This window comes from uncultured Flavobacterium sp. (assembly GCF_963925415.1).
Classification (GTDB): Bacteria; Bacteroidota; Bacteroidia; order Flavobacteriales; family Flavobacteriaceae; genus Flavobacterium.
In genome coordinates this window covers 1-25,555 of record NZ_CAWUTS010000075.1, presented here as the reverse complement: position 1 = coordinate 25,555, position 25,555 = coordinate 1, and the positions used below count along the sequence as shown (strand labels likewise).

The following is a 25,555-nucleotide window of genomic DNA, read 5'->3' as shown; positions in this document are numbered from 1 at the left end:
TCAAAATTTATTGCAATTGCTCAAAAAAGAATAATTCATAGTTTGGAAGTAATTCAGGATGTAATATCTTGATGATATCTTTTAACACCAAATCAGGACGGTTAGGAGCTAATTCGTAGTAAATTACACCTCCAGTTTTTCCTTTTTTACTGCTAAAAGAGTACACGTTTTTAGTTTCGACAGCTTTAAAATATTTGTAATTTGGATTGTCTTTTAGTATTTCATCAATGGAAGTAAATTGGCCAGGACCAATCCAAAAATCAGCATCTTTTGCTTTGTCTAAAACGGATTCAAAAGACAAGGATAAACTACCGGTGCCTTGAGTATCTGACCAAAGATAATTTCCATTTGCTTCTTTAAAAAAAAGAGCAGCCCAACTTTCACCTTGTGGCAAGTACCATTGGTCTTTATAAATAGCTCCCGCAAAAACACTTGGTTTTAAATCTGTTTTTTTAACTAATTCTAAGGCTTTATTGTAACTTTTTGCAATGGTTTCAAACTCTGTATTTGCTTTTTCTTTTTTATCATAAAGAGCTCCAAAAAATTTAATCCATTCTGCCTTTCCTAATGGTGTTTTTTCGGTCCAATCTGAATTGTAAATTATTTTTTGACCGTTTTTTTCAAGATTTGAATATGTTTTTAAATCACCGTCAACACTATAGCCAATAATTATGTCTGGATTTAAATCTAAAATCACTTCGGTGTTTAAGTATTGTTTTTTGCCAATTTCTCTAACTTTTCCTTGATCAATGCGTTCTCTTGTTGTTTCTGAAGAAATATATTTTAATGAAGGAAACGCAATTAATGTGTTTTCTACACCTAACATTTCAAGTGATGGGATATGAGTTGTTGATGTAACAATTATTTTTTGAATAGGTATTTCAATTGGGATAAAATGCCTTAAGCTATCAGGAATAATACTACTGTTTTTATGTAATATATAGGTAAACGTTTCATTAGAATCTGGATAGGTATTTTTGACTTTTAAGATAGAAAAGTCATCATATTCCACTAAAGAAAACCCTTCAGCGTATTGTATTTCGTTTTCATTAACAACTGCTTTTGTTAAGTGTTCTGTTTTTTTACATTGGGTCAACCCAAAAAGGAAAACACTAAAAATGAAGGCTTTTTGAAATAGGGTCATAAAAAATATACTTTATACAAAAGTAGATTTTTGTTTTGATAAATAATTTGATTTTTCTTAAATGATTATTTTTTTTTATTATAATAATTTTAATTGTAATACATTTGCGTGATTATTGAGGTTGCTTGTTCTATTTTGAACAGCATTAAAAGGGAATCAAGTAGAGATAAACAATTTATGATAAACGGTTTTTGAATTAAGAATTTATATATTCTAAAATTAAAAATTATACATTAAAAATCTAATTCTTGAGCTGTACCCGCAACTGTATGCTAATAAGATTGTTATAATCTGCAATACCACTGTAGAGTAATTTGAAACTAGGACAATAGAAGTTAAAAATTATTAATTTTAAGCTTTTGTCTAACCTTTAACTGCTTTATGGGAAGGTGAATAACAATACGCAAGCCAGGAGACCTGCCTAAATATAACAAATAACAAACTTTCGGGAAAAAAGGTTTGGGTATAGGGTATTCTGTACTTTTTTATTCCAAGTTTAAATCTAAAAAAAAACTAAGATGAACAAAAAATTCTTTCGTCTAGGTTGTTTGGTGTTATTAGGGTCTTTTGCTATTCAAGCTCAAGAAAAAGATTCTATTAAAACTAACCTGCTTAATGAAATTGTGGTATCTGACACAAAATTTGCGCAAAGCAAAGAAAAATCAGGAAAAATTATTGAAGTAATTACTTCAAAACAATTGGCGCAAAAATCAGGGCAGAGTTTAGCTCAATTATTAAGTCAAGTTGCCGGTTTGGAAATCAATGGAAATCAATCTTTTGAAGGAAAAAATTTAAACTACTACATTCGAGGTGGTAGAAACAGACAGGTTGTTATTTATATAGATGGCGTACCTGTTAATGACGCATCTGGTATTGGTATTGAGTTTGATTTGCGTTTATTATCTGTAGATCAGATTGATAAAATTGAAATCATGAAAGGCGCTTCAAGCACCTTATATGGAACAGGTGCTGCAACAGGTATAATAAATGTTACGTTAAAAAAGGCGTCTAAAAAAGTAATGTCGGGAAATATTTATATGCGTTTTGGTACTCAAAACACATCAACAACTGACAAGCTTTCTGTACAAGATTTAAATCAAGGCTTTTCAATTAATGGAACTTCAAATACATTTAGTTATTTGACCAATGTAAACCATGTAAACATTAAAGGAATTTCTGAAGCTAGAGGTACAGATTTTGAAGATGATTCATTTAAAAAAATTCATGTATTACAAAAATTTGGTATAAAAATTTCAGACAAATTACAACTGGATTTTTTTGGAAATTATGACAAAATTAAAAACACCTTTGATAATCCTTATGGAGGAACTGGTTCTATTTCTGATGAATTGTTAAACAACTCTGTAAGCGAACAATTTAGATTGGGATTTTTACCTAAATACAAATATAATTCAGGTGAATTTCAATTGAATAGCAGTTATACCTCAATCAAAAGAGATATCAATCAATTTAGTTCGTATACAAACACTTTAGACGCTTATAAATATTCTTCAAGAAATGTAAATTTTGATGCGTTTAATAAGTATAATTTTTCAGAAAAATATTATTTGATCTTAGGGACTCAATTTCAGTATTTTGATATGACTCAAGAGGATTTGTATACTTCTATAGCAAATAAAGAAGCTAAATTTAACATTATTGATCCCTATGCAACATTTGTTTTTAATTCATCTTTTGGTTTAAATATAAATATGGGTGCTCGACTAAATAATCACAGCCTTTATGGATCGAAATTAGTATATAATATAAATCCTAGTTATACGATTGGTAAAAATTTAAAATTTTTAAGCTCATATAGCACAGCATTTATTACACCTAGTTTATATCAATTATATTCATCTTATGGAAATTTAGACTTAAAACCTGAAGAAAATGCTACATTGGAAGCTGGTTTTGAGTTATTTTTATGTAATAAAAAAGTACAAGTAAATGGAGTAGGGTTTTATAGAAATGAAATAAATACCTTAGGATTTTTCACAAATCCAACCACATTTTTTTCAAATTACATTAATATTGAAGGAACTTATAATGCAAAAGGTATAGAAACTAGTCTTCAGTATTTACCTGTCGATAAGTTGTCGGTAGCTGCTAATTATACTTTTACACAAACAGAAGAGGCGCTTAATAGATTGATCCCAAAACATAAAGCAAACTTTGATTTGAACTATGATTTTTCGGGTATTACAAGTTTAAATTTAGGTTTTCAATATGTTGGTTCAAGAAATGATGCCTACTATGACAATGTTACATATACGTTGGAAAAAGTTGTACTAGAGAGCTATACTATTTTTAACGCTAATTTAAATCACGAATTAGTAAAAAATCGATTGCAATTATTTGGTTCAATAACTAATATTTTAAATGAAGATTTTCAAGAAAATATAGGTTATAACGCCAGAGGAAGAAATTATAAAGTGGGGTTTAACTTTTTGTTTTAACAAAAAAAGGCAGTTTAAAATTTTATATTTTAAACTGCCTTTTTACTTTTTTATAATATTTATTGCTTCTCTAGATACATTCCTTTTTCTATTCCATCTAAATTTTTAGATTCAGTTACATGTTCAAAAACTTTTGCATTTGAATAAAAATGGTATCTACCATTGGTGTTTATGTAACTTAAAGCCATGCTTAGCAAAGGTTCATCTGCATTGCCCAAAACGCCTAAGTTTTCAAAATTTTCAATAAAAGAAATAGTAGGACTTATACCGTTTTCATAATCTCCAAATCCATTTTTGTCAACTATTTTAAGTACAATAGGTTGCATTGCATATTTGTGATTGGGATTTAGGTTTTCTTTAGTAAAAGTTGGAGAATCATAAAGTGTTATAGAACCTACATTTTTACCAATGGTGGTATCACCTAATTGAATAACATTTATGTAAGGTTTTAAGCTGTTGATGATAAGTTCACTTGCTGAGGCAGTAGATTTGGAAGTTATAATATATATTTTATCTAAATTTAAACTATTGATTCCGTTTCCATTGCTTAATGTTGCAGTAAATGGATTAAGTAATGAATTTGGATTGTTAGAATTAAAGTAAGCCATAACCTTATCATTCCATTGTTGTTGAGCAAAAATTTGATTGTTAAATTGGCCTGTAATCATGCTCGCTAATTCAGTCGCTACTTGTACAGAGCCACCAGAATTATAACGCAAATCTAAAACCAAATGACTAATTGCTTCACTTTGAAAATAAGCAAACGCACTATTTAATTCGTTTTTGTAATTGCTATAAAACCCATTGTACATCAAATAACCTACTTTTTTTGTTCCTACATTATGCACATTTTGTATGAGTACAGGGTTTTCAGAATAAGCTGTTTTAGAAAGTGTTATGGTGTTTCCATTAGGTGTAATATTTCCATTATCATAATTGGCCATGTTTAATGTAAAACTATCATCTGATATTCCATTCGAATTCAAATATCCACTACTGTTTACCGTTAATGGTACTCCATTAACTGCATAAAATAAATCGCCTCTATAAATATTTTTAGCTGAAGCATCAGAATTTGGCAATACATATCTTACATAACCAAAAACTTCTGTAGAACCTGCTAATTTTCTTTTAAAACCAAAGTCGGCACCGCTGTTAGTAGAACTTCCTTGTAAGGCTGCTTCTAAAACATCATAATCATTAAAAATAACACTAAAACGATCTACAATACCTACTTGATATCTTAAATGTTGAAAAAGTGCTTCAGGAGTATCAAATAAACTTGTAAAATCGTTTAAATCACTAGTGTTGCTAAAACGATCATCTGCTAAATCAGGAGAGTCTTTTTGCCATAAATAATATTGATTTAATCCATTCCAAACAAAGGTATTAGTAGATTTATAATAAACAAGATCGTCATAATCATCATTGCAGTTTTGAAATGTAAATAAAATAAATAGTGATATTACGAGTAGTTTAAATATCTTTTTCATAATGTAATAGTTAATTTTAAAACTAATGTAGCAAAAATATTTTACATTCATATTAACTTTATAAACAAAATAGATTATAAATCAGCATGAGTTTATATCTCTAATAAACTTTTTAAAGACGATTTTTTTTTCGGTTTAATAGAGTATATTAACAAGTATAACAATCGCAGCAGATGCTTCTTAGATTGTTTTGTTGAAGTTGTGAAATGATGCTATGTAAGTTTTTAATACCATTGAAGTTTTATAGCTTAGGTTATGTAAAAAAATATAGTTTAAATCTACTAAAAAACAATATATAAACTAATAATCAATTAGTTTATATAAATTACACGAACATTAGATTTTTATAAAATCATACAATTTTATAAAATAAAATACAATCTTGTAAGCGTATGTGTTACATTTGTATGCTTTTTTAAGAGCTGTTTATTTAAGAATACACCAAAAAATTAAGGTTTAGAATCGCTTTTTGACACTTATGGGGCTTTTATAGAAATTCATAAAGCTTCAAATGGGGTTTAGTAATATAAATTTGGGTATGAAAATTGCAGTATTTTAAAAACAACACGAAAAAAACAATAAACAAACTATGAAAAACAACACTAATAAATTAATTAGCTTGCTTAAAAATAGAGTAGTAGTTCTTTTTTTACTAGCTACAAGCTTTTCTTTTTCACAAGGGGTTTTTGATAAATTTCAAGATAATGAAGATATAAATTCAATGATAGTTAGTAAAAAACTATTTGACTTAATGAGTAATGTAAAAGTTGATTTAAAAGATAAAGAAATGAATCAATATGTAACCTTATTAAAAAAACTTGAAAATTTAAAAGTCTTTAGCACTAATAGTACTACAGCATCAACTGAGATGAAGTTTGCAGTAAGCAGTTATTTAAAATCAAATCCTTTAGAAGAATTAATGCGTGTAAACAGCGATGAAAAAAACGTTAAAATTTATGTAAAATCAGGTAAAAATGATCAAGTTGTAGAAGAACTTTTAATGTTTGTTGATGGTGATAACAATCAGCAGCAAACAATTCTATTATCTATAATTGGAACCTTTAATTTAGATGAATTATCTACTTTAACAGAAAAACTAAAAATTCCTGGTGGAAAAAATTTAGGTAAAACAATAAAAAAGTAACAGGTCACAACTTTAACCTTTATTTAATTTTTGAAATATTTCCAAGGAATAGCAAGCATTCCAAAACATTCGCCTTTTTCTTTACCAACATGTTTGTGATGTATTTTGTGTGCTCTTCTAACTGCTTTTGCATATTTATTATTTATATTTCTAAACAATTTAAATCGTTGATGAATAAATATATCATGAACAATAAAATACGCAAGTCCATAGGCTAAAATGCCAAGTCCTATTGCTAAGCCTAAATAAAAAGCACCAATACTCCAGGTATAAAAACACGATATGCTAACAATTGCGTAAAAAATAAAAAAAGTATCATTGCGTTCAAACCACGAATTGTGGTCTTTTTTGTGGTGGTCTTCATGTAATTTCCATAAAAAACCGTGCATCACATACTTGTGGGTAAACCAAGCCATAAACTCCATTACACTAAAAGTGATAATAAATACAATAATTTGCAATATCATTTCCATAATTTTATATAATATTTAATCTATATTTTACATAACATCTCGCTAATAATTGTGCTTTTTGATAATCAGAAACACGTATTCTAGTGTTTTTTATTTCTAACGAAGGGGTTTTTTGTAATTTTATTAATAATTTTTTATAATATCGATACGCCGTATACACGCCAAATTTAGCTTCTAAAGGTAAATTTTTTATGCCTTCATAAGCAGCAATAAAATCTGCTTCTATATCTGTTATTATTTCTAGTTTAGATGCTTCATCCAATTGGTTTAGATCTGTATTAGGAAAATAGGTTCTGCTTAAATCCTCATAATCAACTTTTAAATCTCGTAAAAAATTAACCTTTTGAAAAGCAGAGCCTAAGCGCATTGCGGATTGCTTTAATTCATTAAATTTTAATTCATCTCCTTTTACAAATACCTTCAAGCACATTAAGCCTACAACATCAGCTGAACCATAAATATATTCTTGATACTCTTCTGTAGTACTGTATTTGTTTTTACTTAAGTCTAACCGCATACTTTTCATAAATGACGCAATCATTTCATAGGGTATGTTATGTTTGTTTACAGTGTGCTGAAATGAATTTAAAATAGGGTTTAAACTGATTTTTAATTCAATAGCATCTTCCAAATCTTTTTCAAATTTGTTAAACAGAAGTTCCTTATCATAGTCATGAAAAGAATCTACAATTTCATCTGCAAACCGAACAAAGCCATAAATGTTATAAATATCTTGTCTTATTGAAGGAGCAAGCATTTTTACGGCAGAAGAAAATGAAGTGCTATACGACTTGGTTACGTTTACACTACATTCATTTGAAATTTTGTCAAATAATGCTTTCATGTTTTTCATGTTTTTCTATTAAGTCCGCTACTAATTTTCCTGATATCAGCGATGGAGGAACACCTGGGCCGGGAACTGTTAATTGGCCTGTAAAATACAATTTTTTTACTTTACTGCTTTTTAATTTAGGTCTTAAAAAAGCTGTTTGAAGCAGCGTGTTTGCCATCCCATAAGCATTTCCTTTATATGAGTTATAATCTTCAATAAAATCATTCACACAAAAACTTTTGCTAAATATAATATTTTCTTTGATTTTTTGATTGGTTAAAAACTCAAATCTATTCATAATTTTGTCAAAATATCGTGCTCTAATTTCTTCGTTGTCTTCTAACCCAGGGGCTAAAGGGATTAAAAATATACCTGCTTCTTTTCCATCTGGAGCCGAATAGCTTTCAGTTTTAGATGGAAAACTTGCATAAAATAATGGATTATCTGGCCATTTTGGATTATCATAAATGTCAGATGCATGAATATCAAAATCCACATCAAAAAATAAGGAATGATGTTCTATATTTTCTATTTTTTTATCAAAACCAACATAAAAGAGCAGTGAAGAAGGAGCAAAGGTTTTCTTTGACCAATACTTCTCAGAATATTGACGGTCTTTTTCATCCAACAGTGTTTCGGTATGGTGATAATCAGCCCCGCTTAAAACAATATCGCTGTTAATTATTTCTCCGTTTACTTGAATACCCGTTGTTTTTTTGTTTTTAATTATAATTTTTTCAACGTTTGCATTGGTTTTTATTTGAACCCCCAATTCCTTAGACAAAGATTCCATTGCCAGTATAACACTATACATTCCTGTTTTTGGATGCCATGTGCCCATTCCAAAATCGGCAAAATTCATGAAGCTATAAAACGAAGGCGTATCACTTGGTTTAGCACCTAGGAACAAAACAGGAAATTCTAAAATTTGGACTAACTTAGTATTCTTAAATCTTTTTCTAATATCTTTTGAAATGTTACTAAAAAATTGATTTACTTTTTTAGCCGTTTCAAGTGTTATTAATTCTAATGGAGACTCACCCGGGCGATATACCAAATCTTTTATAGCTATGTTATAGTTGCTTTGTGCTTCGTTCATAAATGTTTTAAGCAAAGCTCCACTGCCTTTTTCTATAGACTCAAATGTGGTAATTATTTCTTCAAGATTATCTGCAATAGTAACAAAATCAAGTTTTCCAAAATATACTTGATAAGCAGGACTTAATTTTATTAAATCATAATAATCGGAAGGTTTTTTGTTAAAGTCGCCAAAAAAGCGTTCAAATACATCGGGCATCCAATACCATGTTGGGCCTATGTCAAAAGTAAACCCATCTTTTTTTAATTGACGTGCTCTGCCTCCAATAGTATTGTTTTTTTCATATACAGTTACTTTGTTTCCTTTTTTAGCCAAATAACATGCCGCAGCTAATGCTGAAAAACCAGAGCCTATAATCGTTATATTTTTATTCATTGTAAATACTTAGGGTTAGTTCAGGGATAGAGTTGTATATTTTTATTTTTTCAGATAAATTATTCCTGTTTATTTCAGCGGTCATTTTTCCTAAAAGTATAAAATTGTGATCGGTATCATTTAATAATTTAGTTTCAATTTGACTAATAAAATCTGGAATTTTTTCCACAGTAGGCTTCACAGTTAAATAACTAATGAATGTAATTTTATTGAAATAAGTTTTTAATTCTACTAAACTTTCTACAGGCATACTTTCTCCTAAGTATAGCGTATGATAGCCACTATCTATGAGCTCATGATTGATATACATTAAACCCAATTCATGTATTTCGTTTAGTGGTAAAAATAAAACAAAAATACGGTCTAATTTTGTAGGAGGTTTAATTTGTATTTTTTCTGTTAAACTTAATAATTTTTGTTTTATTAAAAAAGTAATAAAATGCTCATGTGCTATAGATATTGTGTCTGTTTGCCATAAAAAGCCTAGCTCTTCCATTAAAGGAATAAACACATCGTAAAATACTTCTTTAAAAGTTTTGTTTTTCAGTAAATGATCATAAGTGGCAGAAAATAAAGAATGATCATAAGTCATCATGGCAACTTTAAAAGATTTAATTGCATGAGTTTTAATGCTTTTTTCAGAAATAATTTCTAATACTTTTGCATTAAGTTCTTCTGGATTTAATTTTGATATTTTTGATATCTTATATCCATAATTATGAAGTAAAACAATATTCAATAATTTACGAAGATTTTTTATATCATAATATCTAATATTCGTGTCTGACCTTAAAGGTTCTAGTATACTATATCTTTTTTCCCAAATCCTTATTGTATGTGCTTTTATTCCTGAAAGATTTTCAAAATCTTTGATACTAAAAACATTTTTAACATTATCCATCTATTGGTTTTTTGAATAACAAATGTAATATTATAATATCAATTTGTGTAACAAATAACGAATTAAGTTAAACAATTTAATTTTAAAAAATTAAAAAGTGACCATGGAGGGATTTGAACCCTCACGCCCTTTCGAGCACCACCCCCTCAAGATGGCGAGTCTACCGTTTCTCCACATGGCCAAAAACAATAGAGACGTTGCTATGCAACGTCTCTATTTTGTGACCTGGCTGGGGCTCGAACCCAGGACCCCATCATTAAAAGTGATGTGCTCTACCAACTGAGCTACCAAGTCATTTTATTTTCTCAATGCGGGTGCAAATATAAAGCCTATTATTTTAAATACAATAGTATTTTATTATAAATTTGTATTTTATTTTAGGTTTTTATTTAATCACTTGTTTTATAATGAATTAATCAATTTATGAAAATAATTTTAGTTGGATATATGGGAGTTGGCAAGACAACTTTTGCAAAATTGTTAGAAAAAAAATTAAATTTACCTTGTGTAGACCTTGATGATTTAATAGAAAAAGCTGAAAATAAAACTATAAAATCAATATTTAATGAAAAGGGTGAAGTGTATTTTAGAAAAATTGAAACTGTTTTTTTTAATGACTTTTTAGAGTATAATAATAATTTTATTTTAAGTTTAGGAGGAGGCACACCATGTTACGCAAATAATCATTTATTGTTAAAAAATAAAGATGTTACTTCAATATACCTTAAATCAAGTATTGAAAATTTAACAAAAAATTTAAAAGATAATCGAGAAAATAGGCCATTAATAAAAAACTTATCAGAAAATGATTTGCATGAATATATTGCCAAGCATTTATTTGATAGAAATTATTATTACCATCAATCAAAATATACGGTACTTGTAGATGATAAATCAAAAGAGGAAATAGTAAGCGAAATATTGAAGCTAATTTAAAAACACATACATGTTTTCCTTTTCTAAGACTACTTGAATATGTTCTTGTAAAGACGTAGAAAGTGATATGCCCTTAAAATCGGCTTTTACAGGATATTTTTTATGATTTCTGTCAACTAAAACGGCTGTTTTAAATTTGTTTAAAGGGACTTCTAAAAAGTGTTTTACACCATAAATTAATGTAGTTCCAGAGTTTAATACATCATCAATTAATACCAAACCTTTGTTAGAGTATTCAAATTTATCTATTGATGTTTTAATTTGTTCTTGTGGATTTGTTTTATTTATAAAAACCTCACACATGGTAATTTTGATGGGTGAAATTTTATGTAACTCTTCGGCTATTTTTTTTGCAAAAAGATACCCATTAGCACTTATACCAGCTAATACCACTTCTTCTTCGTCTACAAAAGTTTCGTAAATTTGATACGCAATTCTTTTTATTTTATGTTGAATTTCTTCTTTATGTAATATAATATTTTGCATATTAGTTGTTTATTTTTTTTCAAAGATAAAAAAGAGTTCCTTATCTTTTCGTTCTAAAATAGAATTATATGTTTTTTCGAGTGTTTTTATTTTAAAATTGTTTTGAAAAAGAAGTAGGTAATCTTGATAAGTAGCTCCAAAAGGTGGTCCAACTTCTGTTAACGGAAAATCAAAAAATAATCCAGCAATTTTACCTTTTTTATTTACTATTTCATTCATTTTAGAAACATAATTTGTTCTTAAATTTGGATTTAAAGCACAAAAAAATGTATGTTCTAATACTAAATCAAAAGTATCTTTTAGGTCAAAAAAATCACCATAAATTATTTGATCTGCATACTCAGGATTTCTAATTTTAATTGTTTTTAAGGGTTGTTCGGCAATATCAATTACAAATACATTAAAAAAACCTTGTGTTATTAAATAATCAAATTCATATCCGTTTCCAGCGCCGGGTATTAATATTTTTATGTTTTTATTTTTTAATTGATCAATATAGCCCTTTAACGGAGTTGATATTTTTCCAATATCCCAGCCAGTTTTGTTATTGATATAGCGGTTTTCCCAGTATTTCTTATTCATTATCATTCGTCCTTTTTGGGATCTTCTTCCCAAACGTAATCATCTATATCTCTTCTGTCTTTTTTTGTTGGTCTTCCTTCTCCATGAGCTCTGTAATGGTCTTTTGAGAGTTTTAATAACTCTAAATGTTCAAAGGCTTCTGCAGGGGTTTCATCTTTTCGATACATGTCCACTAATTTGGCACCAACTCTATTTAGTGGAATATCTAAAACTGTAATTTTATAATTGATTTGATCTTTTCTAATCGTAATTTTATCAGATGTAAATACATCTCTAGATGCTTTCGCAGTTTGATTATTAACAGTTACATGCCCTTTTTTTATTGCTTCAGAGGCAATGTTTCGAGTTTTGTAAAACCTAATGCACCATAAATATTTATCTATTCTCATTTATTTTTAAAATGTATGTTAAATATTTTACAAAAATAAATCAAAATTGTATCTTGCGCCACTATAAAAAAGGAAAAAATGAAGAATATTTTTAAAATACTATGTTTTATTGTTTTAGCTACACTATTTGCTGGGTGTCCTAATAATAATGATCCTGAGCCTATTACGCCTCCATTAGCCTATTCAGAACAATACCCTATTGATGAAGCAGCTATTGACGATTTTTTAGCAACTCATTTTGTTACTGTAGATCCTTTGACATTTGATACTGAATTTACATTAATTGCAGAGGGTGGTACACAAACGCCTATTAAGGATATGCCTAATCTTGTATCTGTACCTGTTGAACGAAATGATTTAACCTATAACCTTTATTACCTGGTATTAAATGAAGGAATTGGAGAGCAACCTATAAAGGTTGATTCGGCTTTTGTTTCTTACAAAGGGTCTTTGTTAGACAACACCGTTTTTGATGCTGCTGAAACACCCGTTTGGTTTAAACTAGAAGAAGTAATTCCGGGATGGGGTGAGATAGTAACAAAGTTTAAAGGAGGTACTTCAACTATCAATGGAAACGGAACTGTAACATATAGTGATTATGGTGCAGGTGTTATGTTTTTGCCTTCTTCATTTGGATATTATAGTGCTTCAGTAGGTTTAATTTCTTCTTATTCGCAATTGATCTTTAATTTTAAATTATATAATCAAAGACATCGAGATCAAGATTTTGACAAAATATTATCTATGGATGAGTACTATGATACAGATGGTATAACATTACTTGACACAGATGCTGATGGTACGCCTAATTATCTAGATATTGACGATGATAATGACGGCATATTGACCAAGGAGGAAATCAAATTTACTTATGTTGAAAATGGTATTACTAAAAAAGGATACTATCCTTTTAATGGTGCTGCTACCGATGACCCTTCTACACCCTATGATGAAACTAAAGGAATTCCTGATTGTTTAGGTGATTTTATTACACCTACTCGAGTACGAAAGCATTTGATATTATGTGAGTAAATATTTATAACATATAAAAAAAGCCAATTCGTAAGAATTGGCTTTTTTTGTGCTTAATAAAATCTATTTTCTTGCGATTACTTTTAAAACAGCATCGACTATGGCTTCGTTATTTAATTTGTATTTTTCCATCAATTGTGCAGGAGTGCCGCTTTCGCCAAAACTATCATTTACTGCAACAAATTCTTGAGGAACTGGGTTGTTTGTAACTAGAGTTCTAGCAACACTTTCGCCTAATCCTCCTAAAATATTATGTTCTTCTGCTGTTACAATACATCCCGTTTTTGCAATAGATTTTAAAATAGCTTCTTCATCTAAAGGCTTTATGGTATGAATGTTTATTACTTCTGCCGAAATTCCTTTTTCTTCTAGTTTTTCAGCAGCTATTAAAGCTTCCCAAACCAAATGGCCAGTTGCTACAATTGTAACATCAGTTCCTTCGTTTAATAAAATTGCTTTTCCGATAATGAATTCACCGTTTTCTGGAGTAAAATTGGCCACACTTGGTCTGCCAAATCGCAAATAAACGGGTCCATGGTGATCTGCAATAGCAATTGTAGCTGCTTTAGTTTGATTGTAATCACATGTATTAATTACGGTCATTCCGGGCAACATTTTCATCAAACCAATATCTTCTAATATTTGATGCGTTGCACCATCTTCTCCAAGTGTTAAGCCTGCGTGAGAAGCACATATTTTGACATTTTTATCGGAGTAAGCTACCGATTGACGAATTTGATCATAAACTCTTCCTGTAGAAAAGTTAGCAAATGTACCCGTATAAGGAATTTTTCCACCGATGGTTAAACCAGCAGCAATTCCAATCATATTTGCTTCAGCAATTCCGATTTGAAAAAAACGTTCTGGATGATTTTTTTTAAAGTCGTCCATTTTTAATGAACCAATTAAATCAGCACAAAGGGCTACTACATTTTCATTTTTTTGCCCCAGTTCAGTTAATCCATCTCCAAAACCTGAACGCGTATCTTTATTACCTGTATTTGTATATTTTTTCATTTTTTTGTTATCAACTAAATTAATAATCTCCCAATGTTTCAGGATTTTGACTTAGTGCATTGGCCAATTGCTCATTATTTGGTGCTTTACCGTGCCAAGCATGAGTATGCATCATAAAATCAACACCATTACCCATTTCAGTATGTAATAAAACGCAAACTGGCTTTCCTTTTCCTGTTTTACTTTTTGCGTTTATCATTCCAGTATTTATTGCTTCTATATTATTACCTTCTTTAATGTCTATAACATCCCAACCAAAAGCTTCAAACTTAGCTCTAATACTTCCCATATTTAGAACTTCATCTGTAGTTCCATCAATTTGCTTTCCGTTAAGGTCAACCGTTGCAATAATATTATCTACATTTTTTGCAGATGCATACATAATTGCTTCCCAGTTTTGTCCTTCTTGTAATTCGCCATCACCATGTAAGGTATAGACTAAATTAGTATCATTATTTAATTTTTTAGCTTGAGCTGCACCAAGTGCAACAGACAATCCTTGTCCTAGTGAACCTGAAGCAATTCGAATACCAGGCAAACCTTCGTGAGTTGTAGGGTGTCCTTGTAAACGTGAGTTTAGCAATCTAAAAGTTGCTAATTCTTGTACAGGAAAATAACCGCTATGGGCTAAAACACTGTAAAATACCGGTGAAATATGTCCATTTGAAAGAAAGAAAAGGTCTTCATTAATTCCATTCATATCAAAACCTTCATTTCGTTTCATTAGGTTTTGATACAAGCATACTAAAAATTCAGTACAACCTAGTGATCCACCTGGATGTCCCGAATTTACAGCATGAACCATGCGAAGAATATCTCTTCTAACTTGTGTAGTTAAGTCTTGTAATTGTTGTGTATTTGGCATTTTTTTTAATTAAGAATAATTTAATGCCAAAGTTAATTTTATTTTTTACTTTTGCCAAAGAATTAATTGTAATAATTATTTTCATTAAATTAACATAAAATAAAGTAATTAATTTGAAAAATTCAATTCATAAATTTATTAGAATTTCAGAATATAAAGTATTGTTATGTAGGCTTTTATTGGTTTATTTTTTTTATTTTATCAGCAGGCTATTATTTTTATTTTTTAATAATGATGTTTTAAAAGTAACATCAGTTTATGAGTTTTTTAGGATATATTTTCATGGATTAGCATTTGATACAACAGCTATTTTGTATGTTAATAGTCTATTTGTTTTGCTTTCTTTACTCCCATTTTGGATTAATACAAAAAAAGGGTTTCAAAAAATACTTTTTTATGTTTATTTTGCTACAAATTTAATAGCCTATTCTACAAACTTTATTGATTTAGTTTATTATAAATTTATTTATGCACGAACTACAATAAACGCATGGGAATTATTAAAAAATGAAGCAAATATTGATGCTTTATTATTTAGATTTATACTAACGTATTGGCAGGTTTTTTTGTTATTTATTGTTTTTTCAGTTCTTTGGATTTATTTATACAAAAAAATTAAAGTTAATGATACTAAAAGTATTACAAATAAATACGTGTATGTAATATCTTCTGTTTTTTGTTTGTTAATATTTGCTACTCTAATGATTGGTGGAATTCGGGGTGATTTTAAAAAATCTACTCGACCTATAAATCTAGTTGATGCCAACCGTCATGTAAAAAAAATCGAGCAAGCTGATTTAGTTTTAAATACCCCTTTTGCTATTATAAGAACTATAAATGTGCAGAGTTTTAAAAAAGTTAAATTTGAAGTGAGTGCTGATGATGTTGAAAAATATATAAAGCCTGTAAAGCAATTTAATATAAATAAACCATCACAACCAAATATTGTTTTATTTATAACCGAAAGTTTTGGTAGAGAATATTTAGGTGCTTTTAATGAAGAGTCTAAACCAAAAGATTACATAAGTTACACCCCTTTTTTAGATTCACTGGCAGGTAAAAGTTTAATTTTTCCAAATGCATATGCAAATGGATATAAATCTATACATGGAATGTCTTCAATATTAGCAGGAATTCCATCTTTTGAAGAAGCTTTTACATCTTCTCCATACAGCAAACAAAAAATAGAATCATTGGTGTCTATCTTAAACAGTAAAGGTTATGATACTTCTTTTTTTCATGGTGCAGCTAACGGCTCTATGGGTTTTTTAGGCTTTGGAAACATATTGGGATTTGATAATTATTACGGCAAAACAGAATTTAATAATGATGATGAATTTGATGGCTCATGGGGAATTTGGGATGAACCTTTTTTTCAATATATGAAAACAACTTTAGATGCTAAAAAAGGCCCTTTTTTTTCAACTATATTTACCGTAACCTCACATGAACCTTATGTAATTCCTAAAAAATATCAAGGTAAATTTCCAATGGGACAAATACAAATGCATCAATGTGTAGGTTATACAGATTTTGCTTTTAAAAAGTTTTTTGAAGCTGCTAAAAAAGAATCTTGGTTTAACAATACTATTTTTATTATAACGGCTGATCATGGTAATCAAGTACATTATCAAAAATATTATCAAATGGTAAATAGATCAGCAGTTCCTATTCTTTTTTATTCACCGGATCAAAAATATAAAGGAGTTGATAATAGCCTAGCACAGCAAATAGATATTTATCCAACAATTTTAGATATGATTGGATATGATAAACCATTTAGAAGTTGGGGCAGAAGCCTTATAAATGACTCTGATATAGAACCTTATGTTATAAACTATAACAATAAAGGTTATCAATTTATAAGAGGAAATTATATTTGTACTTTTGATGGTAATAAAGCTCAAGGGTTTTATGATATTAATGATAAAAATTTAGATAAAAATTTGATTCATAAAAGAAATAAAGAGATGAATGAAATTGAAATTGCTTGTAAAGCTTTTTTGAAAGATTATTTTGATCGTATAATTGATAATAAATTAGGGAAATGAAAAAAAAGATAGTTTTATTGGTCGTTTTTGTTGCGTTAATGGCTACAGGCAAATATGTTTACAAAGTAAATATAAACCATAATTTAGAAACAATTTCTGAAGGTAAGGTATATAAATCAGGAGTAATTCCTCCTGATCAAATTGCAGCTTATGTAAAAAAATATAACATAAAGAGCATTATAGATTTGCGTTTTCCTGGAACGGGTGATGATGTAAACAATCCAGAAATTCCTCAAGAACTTACAGATGAAAAATTAGCTGTTTCAAAATTAAAAGATGTTAATTATTTTAATAATGGATCTGACCAGGTACCTAATCAAAAAAATTTAGATTACTTTTTTGAAGTTATGGATAACCCAAAAAACTATCCTGTTTTGATACATTGTCACCATGGTGTAGGAAGAGCTGTATTATATTCTGCCCTCTATAAAATAGAATATGAAAAATTAAACCCAGAAGAAGCAAGAAAAGAAACCAGAATAATTACAAAATGGAGTTCTTTTGATATAGGAAAACCAAAAGGTGATTTTCTTATAAACTATAAACCAAGAAACGACAAATAGAAACATGAAGTTTGAATTACTTTCAAAAGACCCTAAAAGCCAAGCCAGAGCAGGAAAAATAACAACTGATCATGGAGTAATAGAGACTCCCATTTTTATGCCAGTTGGTACAGTTGCATCAGTAAAAGGAGTGCATCAACGCGAATTAAAAAACGATATAAATCCAGATGTAATTTTAGGTAACACCTATCATTTATATCTTCGCCCACAAACAAAAATTATTGAAGCCGCTGGTGGATTGCATAAATTTATGAATTGGGATCGAAATATTTTAACCGATTCAGGAGGTTATCAGGTATACTCACTTTCATCCAACAGAAAAATAAAAGAAGAAGGCGTTAAATTTAAAAGTCATATTGATGGTTCATATCATTTTTTTTCACCCGAAAATGTAATGGAAATCCAACGCACTATTGGGGCAGATATCATCATGGCTTTTGACGAATGTACACCTTATCCTTGCGATTATCGATATGCAAAACGGTCTATGCACATGACCCACCGTTGGTTGGATAGGTGTATAAATCATTTAGAAAACTTGCCTTTTAAATATGGATATGAGCAAACTTTTTTTCCAATAATTCAAGGTAGTACCTATAAAGATTTAAGGCAACAATCTGCAGAGTATATTGCAAATGCAGGTGCCCAAGGAAATGCTATTGGAGGTTTGTCTGTAGGAGAGCCTGCAGAAGAAATGTATGCCATGACCGAGGTGGTTACTGCTATTTTACCCGAAGATAAACCCCGTTATTTAATGGGTGTTGGAACGCCCATAAATATTTTAGAAAACATAGCGCTAGGAATTGATATGTTTGACTGTGTAATGCCTACGCGTAATGCACGTAACGGCATGTTGTTTACGGCTTATGGTTCTATAAATATAAAAAATAAAAAATGGGAAGCTGATTTTTCTCCAATTGATGAAATGGCACATACTTTTGTCGATACTGAGTATTCAAAAGCATATCTTCGTCACTTATTTGCTGCAAATGAATATCTAGGAAAGCAAATTGCTACTATTCATAATTTAGGCTTTTATATGTGGTTGGTTCGAGAAGCAAGAAGGCAAATTATTGCTGGCACATTTAGAGCATGGAAAGACAAAATGGTAGTTCAAATGAGCCAAAGGCTATAAATTTTAAATTCAGAAATGAAAATAATTGATAAATATATATTAACGCGATATTTAGGCACTTTTTTAGTGATGCTGTTGTTATTTATTCCAATAGGAATAGTGATCGATGTGTCAGAAAAAGTAAATAAAATGATAGTAAATAAAACTCCTTTATTAGACATCTTAATCTATTATGGTGATTTTACCATTTATTTTGCTAATTTACTTTTTCCAATATTTTTATTTTTATCGGTTATTTGGTTTACGTCAAAACTAGCCAATAATACAGAGATTATTGCTATTTTAAGTTCTGGAATTTCGTTTAATCGCTTTCTTCGTCCTTATCTTATTGGGGCCTCTATTGTTACTCTTTTTGCGTTTTTAATGGGTTTTATTTTAGTACCAAATGCAAGTAAAGGATTCAATGATTTTAGATATACCAAGTTAAAAGAAAACAGTCAAACACGAGAAACAAACGATATTTTTAGACAAATTAAAAACGAAAAAAATATAAAAGAGTATATCTATGTAAGCAATTATAGTTATTCAAGCAAAACAGGATTTAATTTTGTTTTTGAAAAATGTATGGGTAATAAATTATTATATAAGGTTTCTGCAACCAGAATTAAATATAATGAAGAATCAAAAGACTATACGTTGTTTGATTATAAAAAGCGAACTATTGGTAAGTTAAATGATGTTATTGAATTTAGTGATAAAAAAAATGAGATTTATAATTTTGAACCAGATGATTTAACTCCCTTAATTTATGTGGCAGAAACTATGACTATTCATAATCTAATTAATTTTATCGATAAAGAAAAAGCAAGAGGTAATTCGAACATCAATGAATATCAAGTAGTTTTATATAAAAAATTTAGTTTACCTATTTCGGCATTTATCCTTACCATTATTGCAGTTGCAGTCTCTGCAATGAAAAGAAGAGGTGGCATGGGAGCCAATTTAGCAATTGGGATCGTTATAGCATTTACTTTTATTTTTTTAGATAAAGTTTTTGGATCTATAGCATCAAAATCTGCCTTTTCTCCATTACTGGCTGTGTGGATTCCAAATATTGTTTTTGGCATACTTGCTGTTTATTTATTAAGAAATGCAAAAAGATAACAGCTATATAAAAAATTACTTGCACCTTCATTTAATTGTTTTTATTTGGGGCTTTACGGCTATTTTAGGCAAGGTTATATCTTTAGAAGCATTGAACTTAGTTTGTTACAGAATGTTTTTTGGTGCAATTTTTATATACATTTTTATATACATAAAAAAGCTATCCATTAAAATATCATTTAAAACTTTTACTCAATTTGCATTATTAGGAATTGTAATAGCAGCTCATTGGTTTACTTTTTATGAAGCCATAAAAGTTTCTAATATTTCAATCACATTGGCATGCTTGTCTACAGGTGCTTTTTTTGCGTCTATTATAGAACCTGTTTTGTTCAAAAAAAAACTGAATTGGTTAAATTTGTTTTTAGGCTTGTTTGTGATCGTAGGTCTTTATTTTATAGCTTTTGCAACTACTATTGAAAAACATGGTTTTTTTAGCAGTTTTAATCACATTTTTACAGACGCATCTGTTCCTTTTGAAGGAGTTGTTTTAGCAATAATTTCAGCATTTTTATCGGCCCTTTTTTCTGTTATCAATGGTAAATTTGCAAAAATACACGATGCAACTATTATTTCTTTTTATGAAATAGGTGTAGGTTTTGTATCGATAACTATTTATATGTTATTTGCAGATAAATTAGACGCTTCTTTTTTTCAATTATCATTAAACGACTTCTTTTGGCTCATGATATTGTCTTCCATTTGCACTGCTTATGCATTTTTGGCTTCTGTAAAAGTAATGAAAATCATAAGTCCTTTTACAGTAATGTTAACCACCAATTTAGAACCAATTTATGGAATAATATTAGCACTTTTGTTTTATAACGAAACCGAAAAAATGTCACCTATTTTTTACATCGGAGCGTTTATAATTTTAATCTCGGTTTTATTAAATGGTTTTATTAAAATACGATTGCTTCGAAAATAATTTTAATTTAAATAGGAATAAGCCTAAATAAAGTTAATAATCCAATATATATAAAGCTATTCAAGTAAGGTCGTTAATTTCTATAAATACTGATTTAGAAATTTTATTTGAATATAGCTGTTTCAAATCTCAAGCAATAATTGGTTTGGTGTCATTTCTTTTGTAAAAAAGATTTTCTAGCAAAAAAAATTGTCTTTTAATTTAAAGAATTTTAACATTAATTTTATAAAACCATAATTTTGACTAATTTTGCATTAAACAATTATTTTTTTATGGAATATTTAGATTTTGAGTTACCTATTAAAGAACTAGAAGATCAGTTGACTAAATGTATGGTAATTGGAGAAGAGTCAAGTGTGGATGTTACTACAACTTGTAAGCAAATTCAAAAAAAATTAGACGACACTAAGAAAGATATTTATAAAAACCTTACAGCTTGGCAGCGTGTTCAACTTTCACGTCATCCAAACCGTCCTTATACAATGGACCATATAAACGCCTTAACTGAAGGAACTTTTCTTGAGCTGTTTGGCGATAGAGGAGTTAAAGACGATAAAGCAATGGTTGGTGGTTTAGGAAAAATTGGAGGACAATCGTTTATGATTATTGGTCAACAAAAAGGGTATAATACAAAAACACGTCAATTTCGTAATTTTGGAATGGCAAACCCAGAAGGATATAGAAAAGCATTGCGTTTAATGAAAATGGCCGAAAAATTTGGCATTCCAGTTCTTACATTAATTGACACACCCGGAGCATATCCAGGTTTAGAAGCAGAAGAACGCGGACAAGGTGAAGCCATTGCTCGTAATATTTTTGAAATGTGTAGACTTCAAGTGCCAATCATTTCAGTTATTGTAGGTGAAGGAGCATCTGGAGGTGCTTTAGGAATAGGCGTTGGGAACAAAGTATTTATGTTAGAAAACACCTGGTATTCTGTTATTTCTCCAGAATCGTGTTCATCTATCTTATGGAGAAGTTGGGAATATAAAGAGCAAGCAGCCGATGCTCTAAAACTGACCTCTTTTGACATGAAAAAAAATAAATTAATTGATGATATTATTCCTGAGCCATTGGGTGGAGCTCATTATGATAGAATTAAAACTTTTTCTTCTGTAAAAAAATATATACTCAAGGCTTTTGATGAACTCAAAGAGTTATCAACAAAAGAATTAGTTGCTCATAGAATGGATAAATACAGTAAAATGGGAGAATTTAAAGATTAATACTACAAATTATTAATTTATATCTAAAATCCGTCTTTTATTGTAACTGACGGTTTTTTTTTATACGTTATTAACAGTTTTTAATTTTTACTAACAATTTTTTTTGAAAAGTCAAATTTCATTTTTGATGAAATTAAATTACATTAGCATTATGGAAAATGTCAAGAGTTTAAATCCTATCAGATCCGATAGAACAGCTATAATTAATTTAGAAAAAGGCAAGTTGCCTCCACAAGTTTTAGATCTTGAGGAAGCTGTTCTTGGAGCTATGATGATCGACAAAAAAGGAGTCGATGAGGTTATAGATATTTTACAATCTGATGCATTTTATAAAGATGCACATAAACATATATTTGAAGCTATTGTTGAATTATTTAATGATTCTCAACCAGTCGATTTATTGACAGTATCGGCTCAATTAAGAAAAAATGCAAAACTTGATTTAGCAGGTGGCGATTATTATTTAATTCAATTGACTCAAAAAGTTTCATCTTCTGCACATATTGAATTTCACTCAAGAATAATTTTACAAAAATATATTCAGCGGAGTTTAATTAAAATTTCAAGCGAAATTATTGAAGAATCTTATGACGAAACAACCGACGTGTTTGATTTGTTAGACCGTGCAGAATCAAAATTATATGAAGTTACTCAAGGAAATATAAAACGGAGTTCTGAAACCGCACAAAGCTTAGTTATTCAAGCCAAAAAACGAATTGAAGAAATAGCCAGTAAAGAAGGTTTGAGCGGAATACCAACAGGTTTTCATGCACTAGATAAACTAACTTCGGGCTGGCAACCATCTGATTTAATTATTATAGCAGCTCGACCGGGTATGGGTAAAACTGCATTTACTCTTTCGATGGCTCGTAATATGGCTATTGATTATGGAAAGCCTGTAGCCTTTTTTTCTTTAGAAATGTCATCGGTTCAGTTGATAACTCGTTTAATTTCTTCAGAAACAGGCTTATCTTCAGAAAAATTAAGAACCGGAAAATTAGAAAAACACGAGTGGGAACAGCTTTCTATTAAAGTAAAAGATTTAGAAAAAGCACCATTATATATTGATGACTCTCCTTCACTTTCTATTTTTGATTTGCGTGCAAAAGCCAGAAGATTGACCTCTCAATATGGAATTAAACTAATAGTTGTAGATTATTTACAATTAATGACTGCTGGCGGTAACGGAAAAAATAGTGGAAATAGAGAGCAAGAAATATCTACTATTTCACGAAATTTAAAGGCTTTGGCCAAAGAATTAGCCATTCCAGTAGTTGCTTTGTCCCAACTTTCGCGTGCCGTTGAAACACGTGGTTCTAGCAAAAGACCCTTACTTTCAGATCTTCGTGAATCTGGAGCCATTGAGCAAGATGCTGATATAGTTTCGTTTATATATCGTCCCGAATATTATAAAATTGATGAATGGGATGACGAAGAACGATCTCCTACTCAAGGTCAAGCCGAATTTATAGTAGCCAAACATAGAAATGGTGGTTTAGACAATGTGCGTCTTAAGTTTATTGGTAACTTAGGAAAGTTTGACAATTTGGATGACTTTAGTACACCTTTTGCCGATTTACCATCAAAAATGAATTTAGATCAGCAAAATCCTTTTGCAACTCCAAGAGTAGCTTCACCAAATGAAGCTTTTGGAAGCAGTGCAAATGATATGGATGATGATTCAGATGTGCCATTTTAACTAATTAAGCTATTTAAATCAGTTTTATCATTATGAACTTGTTGTACTATAAAACTCACCAAAATTTCAATTCTTAAAATTAAAAATAAAAGTGGTTTATGCTATCAGCCAATTTTTTACATTCTCATTTGATATTTTCTTTTATCTTTGAGTAAAACTAAATTACTTTGAAAACATATATATACATATATCTTTTGTTACTTTCCTTTTCAGCAAAAGCATCGTTTGTATTGGTTCCAATGGAATCTGAAGGACAACAAAATCATTTAAAAGCCTATGGAATTACCTATTGGGCTTTAGAAAAAAACTATAAAGTTAATTGGCTATTAAATTATCGAGGCGGTTCTTTTTTATTTCCTGACACCCAAGAAATTCGAAAAGAATGCCAAATTCGCGGCGTAACTTTTGAGCTACTATCAGATCGACAAACCGCTATAATTTTAGATGATATAAGCAGTCCGTCACAAAATCAAGAAACAGTTGTTTTAGAAAAAGCACCTAAAATTGCTGTTTATACACCAAAAGGAAAACAACCATGGGATGATGCCGTTACAATGGTTTTAACCTATGCAGAAATTCCATATACCAAAATTTATGACGAAGAAGTATTGTCAGATCAGCTCATTTTATATGATTGGCTGCACTTACATCATGAAGATTTTACAGGTCAATATGGAAAGTTTTTTTCTAACTATAAGTATGTGCCTTGGTATATTGAACAAAAAAAAGAGGCTGAAAATTTGGCGCAAAAATTAGGTTATACTAAAGTTTCAGAAGAAAAAAGAGCTGTTGCCATTAAAATAAGAGATTATGTAATAGGTGGCGGATTTATGTTTGCCATGTGTTCTGCAACAGATAGTTTTGATATTGCTCTTTCTGCTGAAAATACTGACATTTGTGAGCCTATGTTTGATGGTGATGCAAGTGAAGCAAATTATCAGGCAAAAATAGATTATTCCAATACTTTTGCTTTTAAAAATTATACGTTAGAGCGCAGCCCTGCAGTTTATGAATTTTCAGATATTGATACCACAAACGAACATGGCAAAGGTGCCCTCGCTATGGATAATGATTATTTTTCATTAATGGAGTACTCTGCAAAATGGGACCCTATTCCTACTATGTTATGCCAAAACCATACAACTTTAGTTAAAGGATTTATGGGACAAACAACTGCTTTTGATCCCGATAAAATTAAATCGAATGTACTCATAATGGGCCAATGCAAAATAAATGGTGAAGCGCGTTATATTCATGGCACAAAAGGTAAAGGGATGTTTACTTTTTATGGTGGCCATGATCCTGAAGATTTTCAGCATCGAGTAGGTGATGCTCCAACGGTTTTAGACTTACACCCAAACTCTCCAGGCTATCGTTTAATATTAAATAACGTTTTGTTTCCTGCTGCTCGAAAAAAGAAACAAAAAACCTAGTTTTTAGGCATTATAACCTTATAGTATGCGAATACTATTTTTTTTGTTTTTATAACCTTTAACAAACCAAACAACTCTCCAATAAATTATTTAAATGAACAATAGAACCAATCAATTAGCTGCTTTCAATCGTTTGTTGGATATTATGGATGAATTGCGCGAAAAATGTCCGTGGGATAAAAAACAGAC

The 25,555-nt window shown here is 29.7% G+C and carries 23 protein-coding genes, 2 tRNA genes, 1 pseudogene and 1 riboswitch; of the genes and pseudogenes, 13 read left to right on the top strand and 13 right to left on the bottom strand.

Features of this window, described 5'->3' with window-relative positions; all coding sequences use genetic code 11:
• Positions 1 to 7 precede the first annotated feature (7 nt).
• Entirely contained in the window at positions 8 to 1,144 is a 1,137-nt protein-coding gene (locus tag AABM47_RS05860) for an ABC transporter substrate-binding protein (RefSeq protein WP_338409991.1), read from the bottom strand.
• A gap of 101 nt (positions 1,145 to 1,245) precedes the next feature.
• A riboswitch (cobalamin riboswitch) is annotated at positions 1,246 to 1,584 on the top strand.
• A 78-nt stretch (positions 1,585 to 1,662) separates the two neighbouring features.
• On the opposite strand from AABM47_RS05860, the gene AABM47_RS05855 reads away from it, so the two are divergent.
• Positions 1,663 to 3,603: a TonB-dependent receptor gene (locus AABM47_RS05855; protein ID WP_338409990.1), complete on the top strand. Its 1,941-nt coding sequence runs from the start codon at positions 1,663 to 1,665 to the stop codon at positions 3,601 to 3,603.
• 59 nt (positions 3,604 to 3,662) lie between these two features.
• On the opposite strand, the gene AABM47_RS05850 is transcribed toward AABM47_RS05855, so the two are convergent.
• Positions 3,663 to 5,096: a S41 family peptidase gene (locus AABM47_RS05850; RefSeq protein ID WP_338409989.1), complete on the bottom strand. Its 1,434-nt coding sequence runs from the start codon at positions 5,094 to 5,096 to the stop codon at positions 3,663 to 3,665.
• 589 nt (positions 5,097 to 5,685) lie between these two features.
• Here AABM47_RS05850 and AABM47_RS05845 point away from each other — a divergent pair.
• Positions 5,686 to 6,240, top strand: a complete 555-nt coding sequence (locus tag AABM47_RS05845; protein WP_338409988.1) for a DUF4252 domain-containing protein — start codon at positions 5,686 to 5,688, stop codon at positions 6,238 to 6,240.
• 23 nt (positions 6,241 to 6,263) lie between these two features.
• Here AABM47_RS05845 and AABM47_RS05840 read toward each other — a convergent pair whose 3' ends face one another.
• From AABM47_RS05840 to AABM47_RS05815, 6 genes are all read right to left on the bottom strand, one after another.
• Positions 6,264 to 6,713 (bottom strand): sterol desaturase family protein, encoded by a 450-nt coding sequence (locus tag AABM47_RS05840; protein ID WP_338409987.1) that lies wholly within the window; start codon positions 6,711 to 6,713, stop codon positions 6,264 to 6,266.
• Positions 6,714 to 6,717: 4 nt separating this feature from the next.
• On the bottom strand, positions 6,718 to 7,557 hold the full coding sequence (locus tag AABM47_RS05835; protein WP_338409986.1) for a phytoene/squalene synthase family protein: 840 nt from the start codon (positions 7,555 to 7,557) through the stop codon (positions 6,718 to 6,720).
• A complete protein-coding gene (crtI, locus tag AABM47_RS05830) occupies positions 7,541 to 9,019 on the bottom strand; it encodes a phytoene desaturase family protein (protein WP_338409985.1) in 1,479 nt (492 codons plus the stop codon). The genes AABM47_RS05835 and crtI overlap by 17 nt, the downstream gene beginning before the upstream one ends.
• Positions 9,012 to 9,920 carry a MerR family transcriptional regulator gene (locus AABM47_RS05825; protein ID WP_338409984.1) on the bottom strand — a complete coding sequence of 303 codons (909 nt, stop codon included), beginning with the start codon at positions 9,918 to 9,920 and terminating at the stop codon, positions 9,012 to 9,014. The genes crtI and AABM47_RS05825 overlap by 8 nt, the downstream gene beginning before the upstream one ends.
• Before the next feature lie 98 nt (positions 9,921 to 10,018).
• Positions 10,019 to 10,101 (bottom strand) — tRNA-Leu (locus tag AABM47_RS05820).
• Positions 10,102 to 10,141: 40 nt separating this feature from the next.
• Positions 10,142 to 10,214, bottom strand: a tRNA-Lys gene (locus AABM47_RS05815).
• A 129-nt stretch (positions 10,215 to 10,343) separates the two neighbouring features.
• Between AABM47_RS05815 and AABM47_RS05810 the strand changes: the two genes are divergently transcribed.
• Positions 10,344 to 10,856 carry a shikimate kinase gene (locus AABM47_RS05810; protein WP_338409983.1) on the top strand — a complete coding sequence of 171 codons (513 nt, stop codon included), beginning with the start codon at positions 10,344 to 10,346 and terminating at the stop codon, positions 10,854 to 10,856.
• Here the strand turns inward: AABM47_RS05810 and AABM47_RS05805 are convergent.
• The 3 genes from AABM47_RS05805 to AABM47_RS05795 are packed head-to-tail and all read right to left on the bottom strand — an operon-like array spanning position 10,848 to position 12,313.
• Entirely contained in the window at positions 10,848 to 11,342 is a 495-nt protein-coding gene (locus AABM47_RS05805) for a phosphoribosyltransferase family protein (protein WP_338409982.1), read from the bottom strand. The two genes, AABM47_RS05810 and AABM47_RS05805, sit on opposite strands and share 9 nt — an antisense overlap.
• A gap of 9 nt (positions 11,343 to 11,351) precedes the next feature.
• On the bottom strand, positions 11,352 to 11,924 hold the full coding sequence (locus tag AABM47_RS05800; protein ID WP_338409981.1) for an SAM-dependent methyltransferase: 573 nt from the start codon (positions 11,922 to 11,924) through the stop codon (positions 11,352 to 11,354).
• A gap of 2 nt (positions 11,925 to 11,926) precedes the next feature.
• Positions 11,927 to 12,313, bottom strand: coding sequence for an RNA-binding S4 domain-containing protein (locus tag AABM47_RS05795; RefSeq protein WP_338409980.1), 387 nt, complete (start codon positions 12,311 to 12,313; stop codon positions 11,927 to 11,929).
• Between the two features lie 78 nt (positions 12,314 to 12,391).
• On the opposite strand from AABM47_RS05795, the gene AABM47_RS05790 reads away from it, so the two are divergent.
• Positions 12,392 to 13,345, top strand: a complete 954-nt coding sequence (locus AABM47_RS05790; protein WP_338409979.1) for an FKBP-type peptidyl-prolyl cis-trans isomerase — start codon at positions 12,392 to 12,394, stop codon at positions 13,343 to 13,345.
• Positions 13,346 to 13,408: 63 nt separating this feature from the next.
• On the opposite strand, the gene AABM47_RS05785 is transcribed toward AABM47_RS05790, so the two are convergent.
• The gene (locus tag AABM47_RS05785) at positions 13,409 to 14,362 is read right to left on the bottom strand and encodes a transketolase family protein (RefSeq protein WP_338409978.1); all 954 of its coding nucleotides are present in this window, start codon (positions 14,360 to 14,362) and stop codon (positions 13,409 to 13,411) included.
• A 19-nt stretch (positions 14,363 to 14,381) separates the two neighbouring features.
• A complete protein-coding gene (locus AABM47_RS05780) occupies positions 14,382 to 15,227 on the bottom strand; it encodes a transketolase (protein WP_338409977.1) in 846 nt (281 codons plus the stop codon).
• Between the two features lie 113 nt (positions 15,228 to 15,340).
• Here AABM47_RS05780 and AABM47_RS05775 point away from each other — a divergent pair, with 113 nt between their 5' ends.
• The 9 genes and pseudogenes from AABM47_RS05775 to AABM47_RS05735 form a co-directional block, all read left to right on the top strand.
• On the top strand, positions 15,341 to 17,278 hold the full coding sequence (locus AABM47_RS05775) for a sulfatase-like hydrolase/transferase (protein ID WP_338409976.1): 1,938 nt from the start codon (positions 15,341 to 15,343) through the stop codon (positions 17,276 to 17,278).
• Positions 17,275 to 17,841 (top strand): dual specificity protein phosphatase family protein, encoded by a 567-nt coding sequence (locus AABM47_RS05770; RefSeq protein WP_338409975.1) that lies wholly within the window; start codon positions 17,275 to 17,277, stop codon positions 17,839 to 17,841. Before AABM47_RS05775 ends, AABM47_RS05770 begins: the two co-directional genes overlap by 4 nt.
• A gap of 4 nt (positions 17,842 to 17,845) precedes the next feature.
• Positions 17,846 to 18,976, top strand: a complete 1,131-nt coding sequence (tgt, locus tag AABM47_RS05765) for a tRNA guanosine(34) transglycosylase Tgt (RefSeq protein WP_338409974.1) — start codon at positions 17,846 to 17,848, stop codon at positions 18,974 to 18,976.
• Between the two features lie 15 nt (positions 18,977 to 18,991).
• Positions 18,992 to 20,080, top strand: a complete 1,089-nt coding sequence (locus tag AABM47_RS05760; RefSeq protein ID WP_338409973.1) for an LptF/LptG family permease — start codon at positions 18,992 to 18,994, stop codon at positions 20,078 to 20,080.
• Entirely contained in the window at positions 20,067 to 21,008 is a 942-nt protein-coding gene (locus AABM47_RS05755) for a DMT family transporter (protein ID WP_338409972.1), read from the top strand. The genes AABM47_RS05760 and AABM47_RS05755 overlap by 14 nt, the downstream gene beginning before the upstream one ends.
• A gap of 272 nt (positions 21,009 to 21,280) precedes the next feature.
• Positions 21,281 to 22,234, top strand: coding sequence for an acetyl-CoA carboxylase carboxyltransferase subunit alpha (locus tag AABM47_RS05750; RefSeq protein WP_338409971.1), 954 nt, complete (start codon positions 21,281 to 21,283; stop codon positions 22,232 to 22,234).
• Positions 22,235 to 22,385: 151 nt separating this feature from the next.
• Positions 22,386 to 23,933, top strand: coding sequence for a replicative DNA helicase (gene dnaB / locus AABM47_RS05745; protein WP_338409970.1), 1,548 nt, complete (start codon positions 22,386 to 22,388; stop codon positions 23,931 to 23,933).
• A gap of 239 nt (positions 23,934 to 24,172) precedes the next feature.
• A complete protein-coding gene (locus tag AABM47_RS05740) occupies positions 24,173 to 25,366 on the top strand; it encodes an asparagine synthetase B (protein ID WP_338410002.1) in 1,194 nt (397 codons plus the stop codon).
• A gap of 94 nt (positions 25,367 to 25,460) precedes the next feature.
• A pseudogene (locus tag AABM47_RS05735) lies at positions 25,461 to 25,555 on the top strand (nucleoside triphosphate pyrophosphohydrolase); the annotation flags it as partial.

Coding starts and splice junctions, on each gene's coding strand:
- AABM47_RS05860 (WP_338409991.1), bottom strand. CDS start 1,144: ATGACCCTATTTCAAAAAGCCTTCATTTTTAGTGTTTTCCTTTTTGGG.
- AABM47_RS05855 (WP_338409990.1), top strand. CDS start 1,663: ATGAACAAAAAATTCTTTCGTCTAGGTTGTTTGGTGTTATTAGGGTCT.
- AABM47_RS05850 (WP_338409989.1), bottom strand. CDS start 5,096: ATGAAAAAGATATTTAAACTACTCGTAATATCACTATTTATTTTATTT.
- AABM47_RS05845 (WP_338409988.1), top strand. CDS start 5,686: ATGAAAAACAACACTAATAAATTAATTAGCTTGCTTAAAAATAGAGTA.
- AABM47_RS05840 (WP_338409987.1), bottom strand. CDS start 6,713: ATGGAAATGATATTGCAAATTATTGTATTTATTATCACTTTTAGTGTA.
- AABM47_RS05835 (WP_338409986.1), bottom strand. CDS start 7,557: ATGAAAGCATTATTTGACAAAATTTCAAATGAATGTAGTGTAAACGTA.
- crtI (WP_338409985.1), bottom strand. CDS start 9,019: ATGAATAAAAATATAACGATTATAGGCTCTGGTTTTTCAGCATTAGCT.
- AABM47_RS05825 (WP_338409984.1), bottom strand. CDS start 9,920: ATGGATAATGTTAAAAATGTTTTTAGTATCAAAGATTTTGAAAATCTT.
- AABM47_RS05810 (WP_338409983.1), top strand. CDS start 10,344: ATGAAAATAATTTTAGTTGGATATATGGGAGTTGGCAAGACAACTTTT.
- AABM47_RS05805 (WP_338409982.1), bottom strand. CDS start 11,342: ATGCAAAATATTATATTACATAAAGAAGAAATTCAACATAAAATAAAA.
- AABM47_RS05800 (WP_338409981.1), bottom strand. CDS start 11,924: ATGAATAAGAAATACTGGGAAAACCGCTATATCAATAACAAAACTGGC.
- AABM47_RS05795 (WP_338409980.1), bottom strand. CDS start 12,313: ATGAGAATAGATAAATATTTATGGTGCATTAGGTTTTACAAAACTCGA.
- AABM47_RS05790 (WP_338409979.1), top strand. CDS start 12,392: ATGAAGAATATTTTTAAAATACTATGTTTTATTGTTTTAGCTACACTA.
- AABM47_RS05785 (WP_338409978.1), bottom strand. CDS start 14,362: ATGAAAAAATATACAAATACAGGTAATAAAGATACGCGTTCAGGTTTT.
- AABM47_RS05780 (WP_338409977.1), bottom strand. CDS start 15,227: ATGCCAAATACACAACAATTACAAGACTTAACTACACAAGTTAGAAGA.
- AABM47_RS05770 (WP_338409975.1), top strand. CDS start 17,275: ATGAAAAAAAAGATAGTTTTATTGGTCGTTTTTGTTGCGTTAATGGCT.
- tgt (WP_338409974.1), top strand. CDS start 17,846: ATGAAGTTTGAATTACTTTCAAAAGACCCTAAAAGCCAAGCCAGAGCA.
- AABM47_RS05760 (WP_338409973.1), top strand. CDS start 18,992: ATGAAAATAATTGATAAATATATATTAACGCGATATTTAGGCACTTTT.
- AABM47_RS05755 (WP_338409972.1), top strand. CDS start 20,067: ATGCAAAAAGATAACAGCTATATAAAAAATTACTTGCACCTTCATTTA.
- AABM47_RS05750 (WP_338409971.1), top strand. CDS start 21,281: ATGGAATATTTAGATTTTGAGTTACCTATTAAAGAACTAGAAGATCAG.
- dnaB (WP_338409970.1), top strand. CDS start 22,386: ATGGAAAATGTCAAGAGTTTAAATCCTATCAGATCCGATAGAACAGCT.
- AABM47_RS05740 (WP_338410002.1), top strand. CDS start 24,173: ATGGAATCTGAAGGACAACAAAATCATTTAAAAGCCTATGGAATTACC.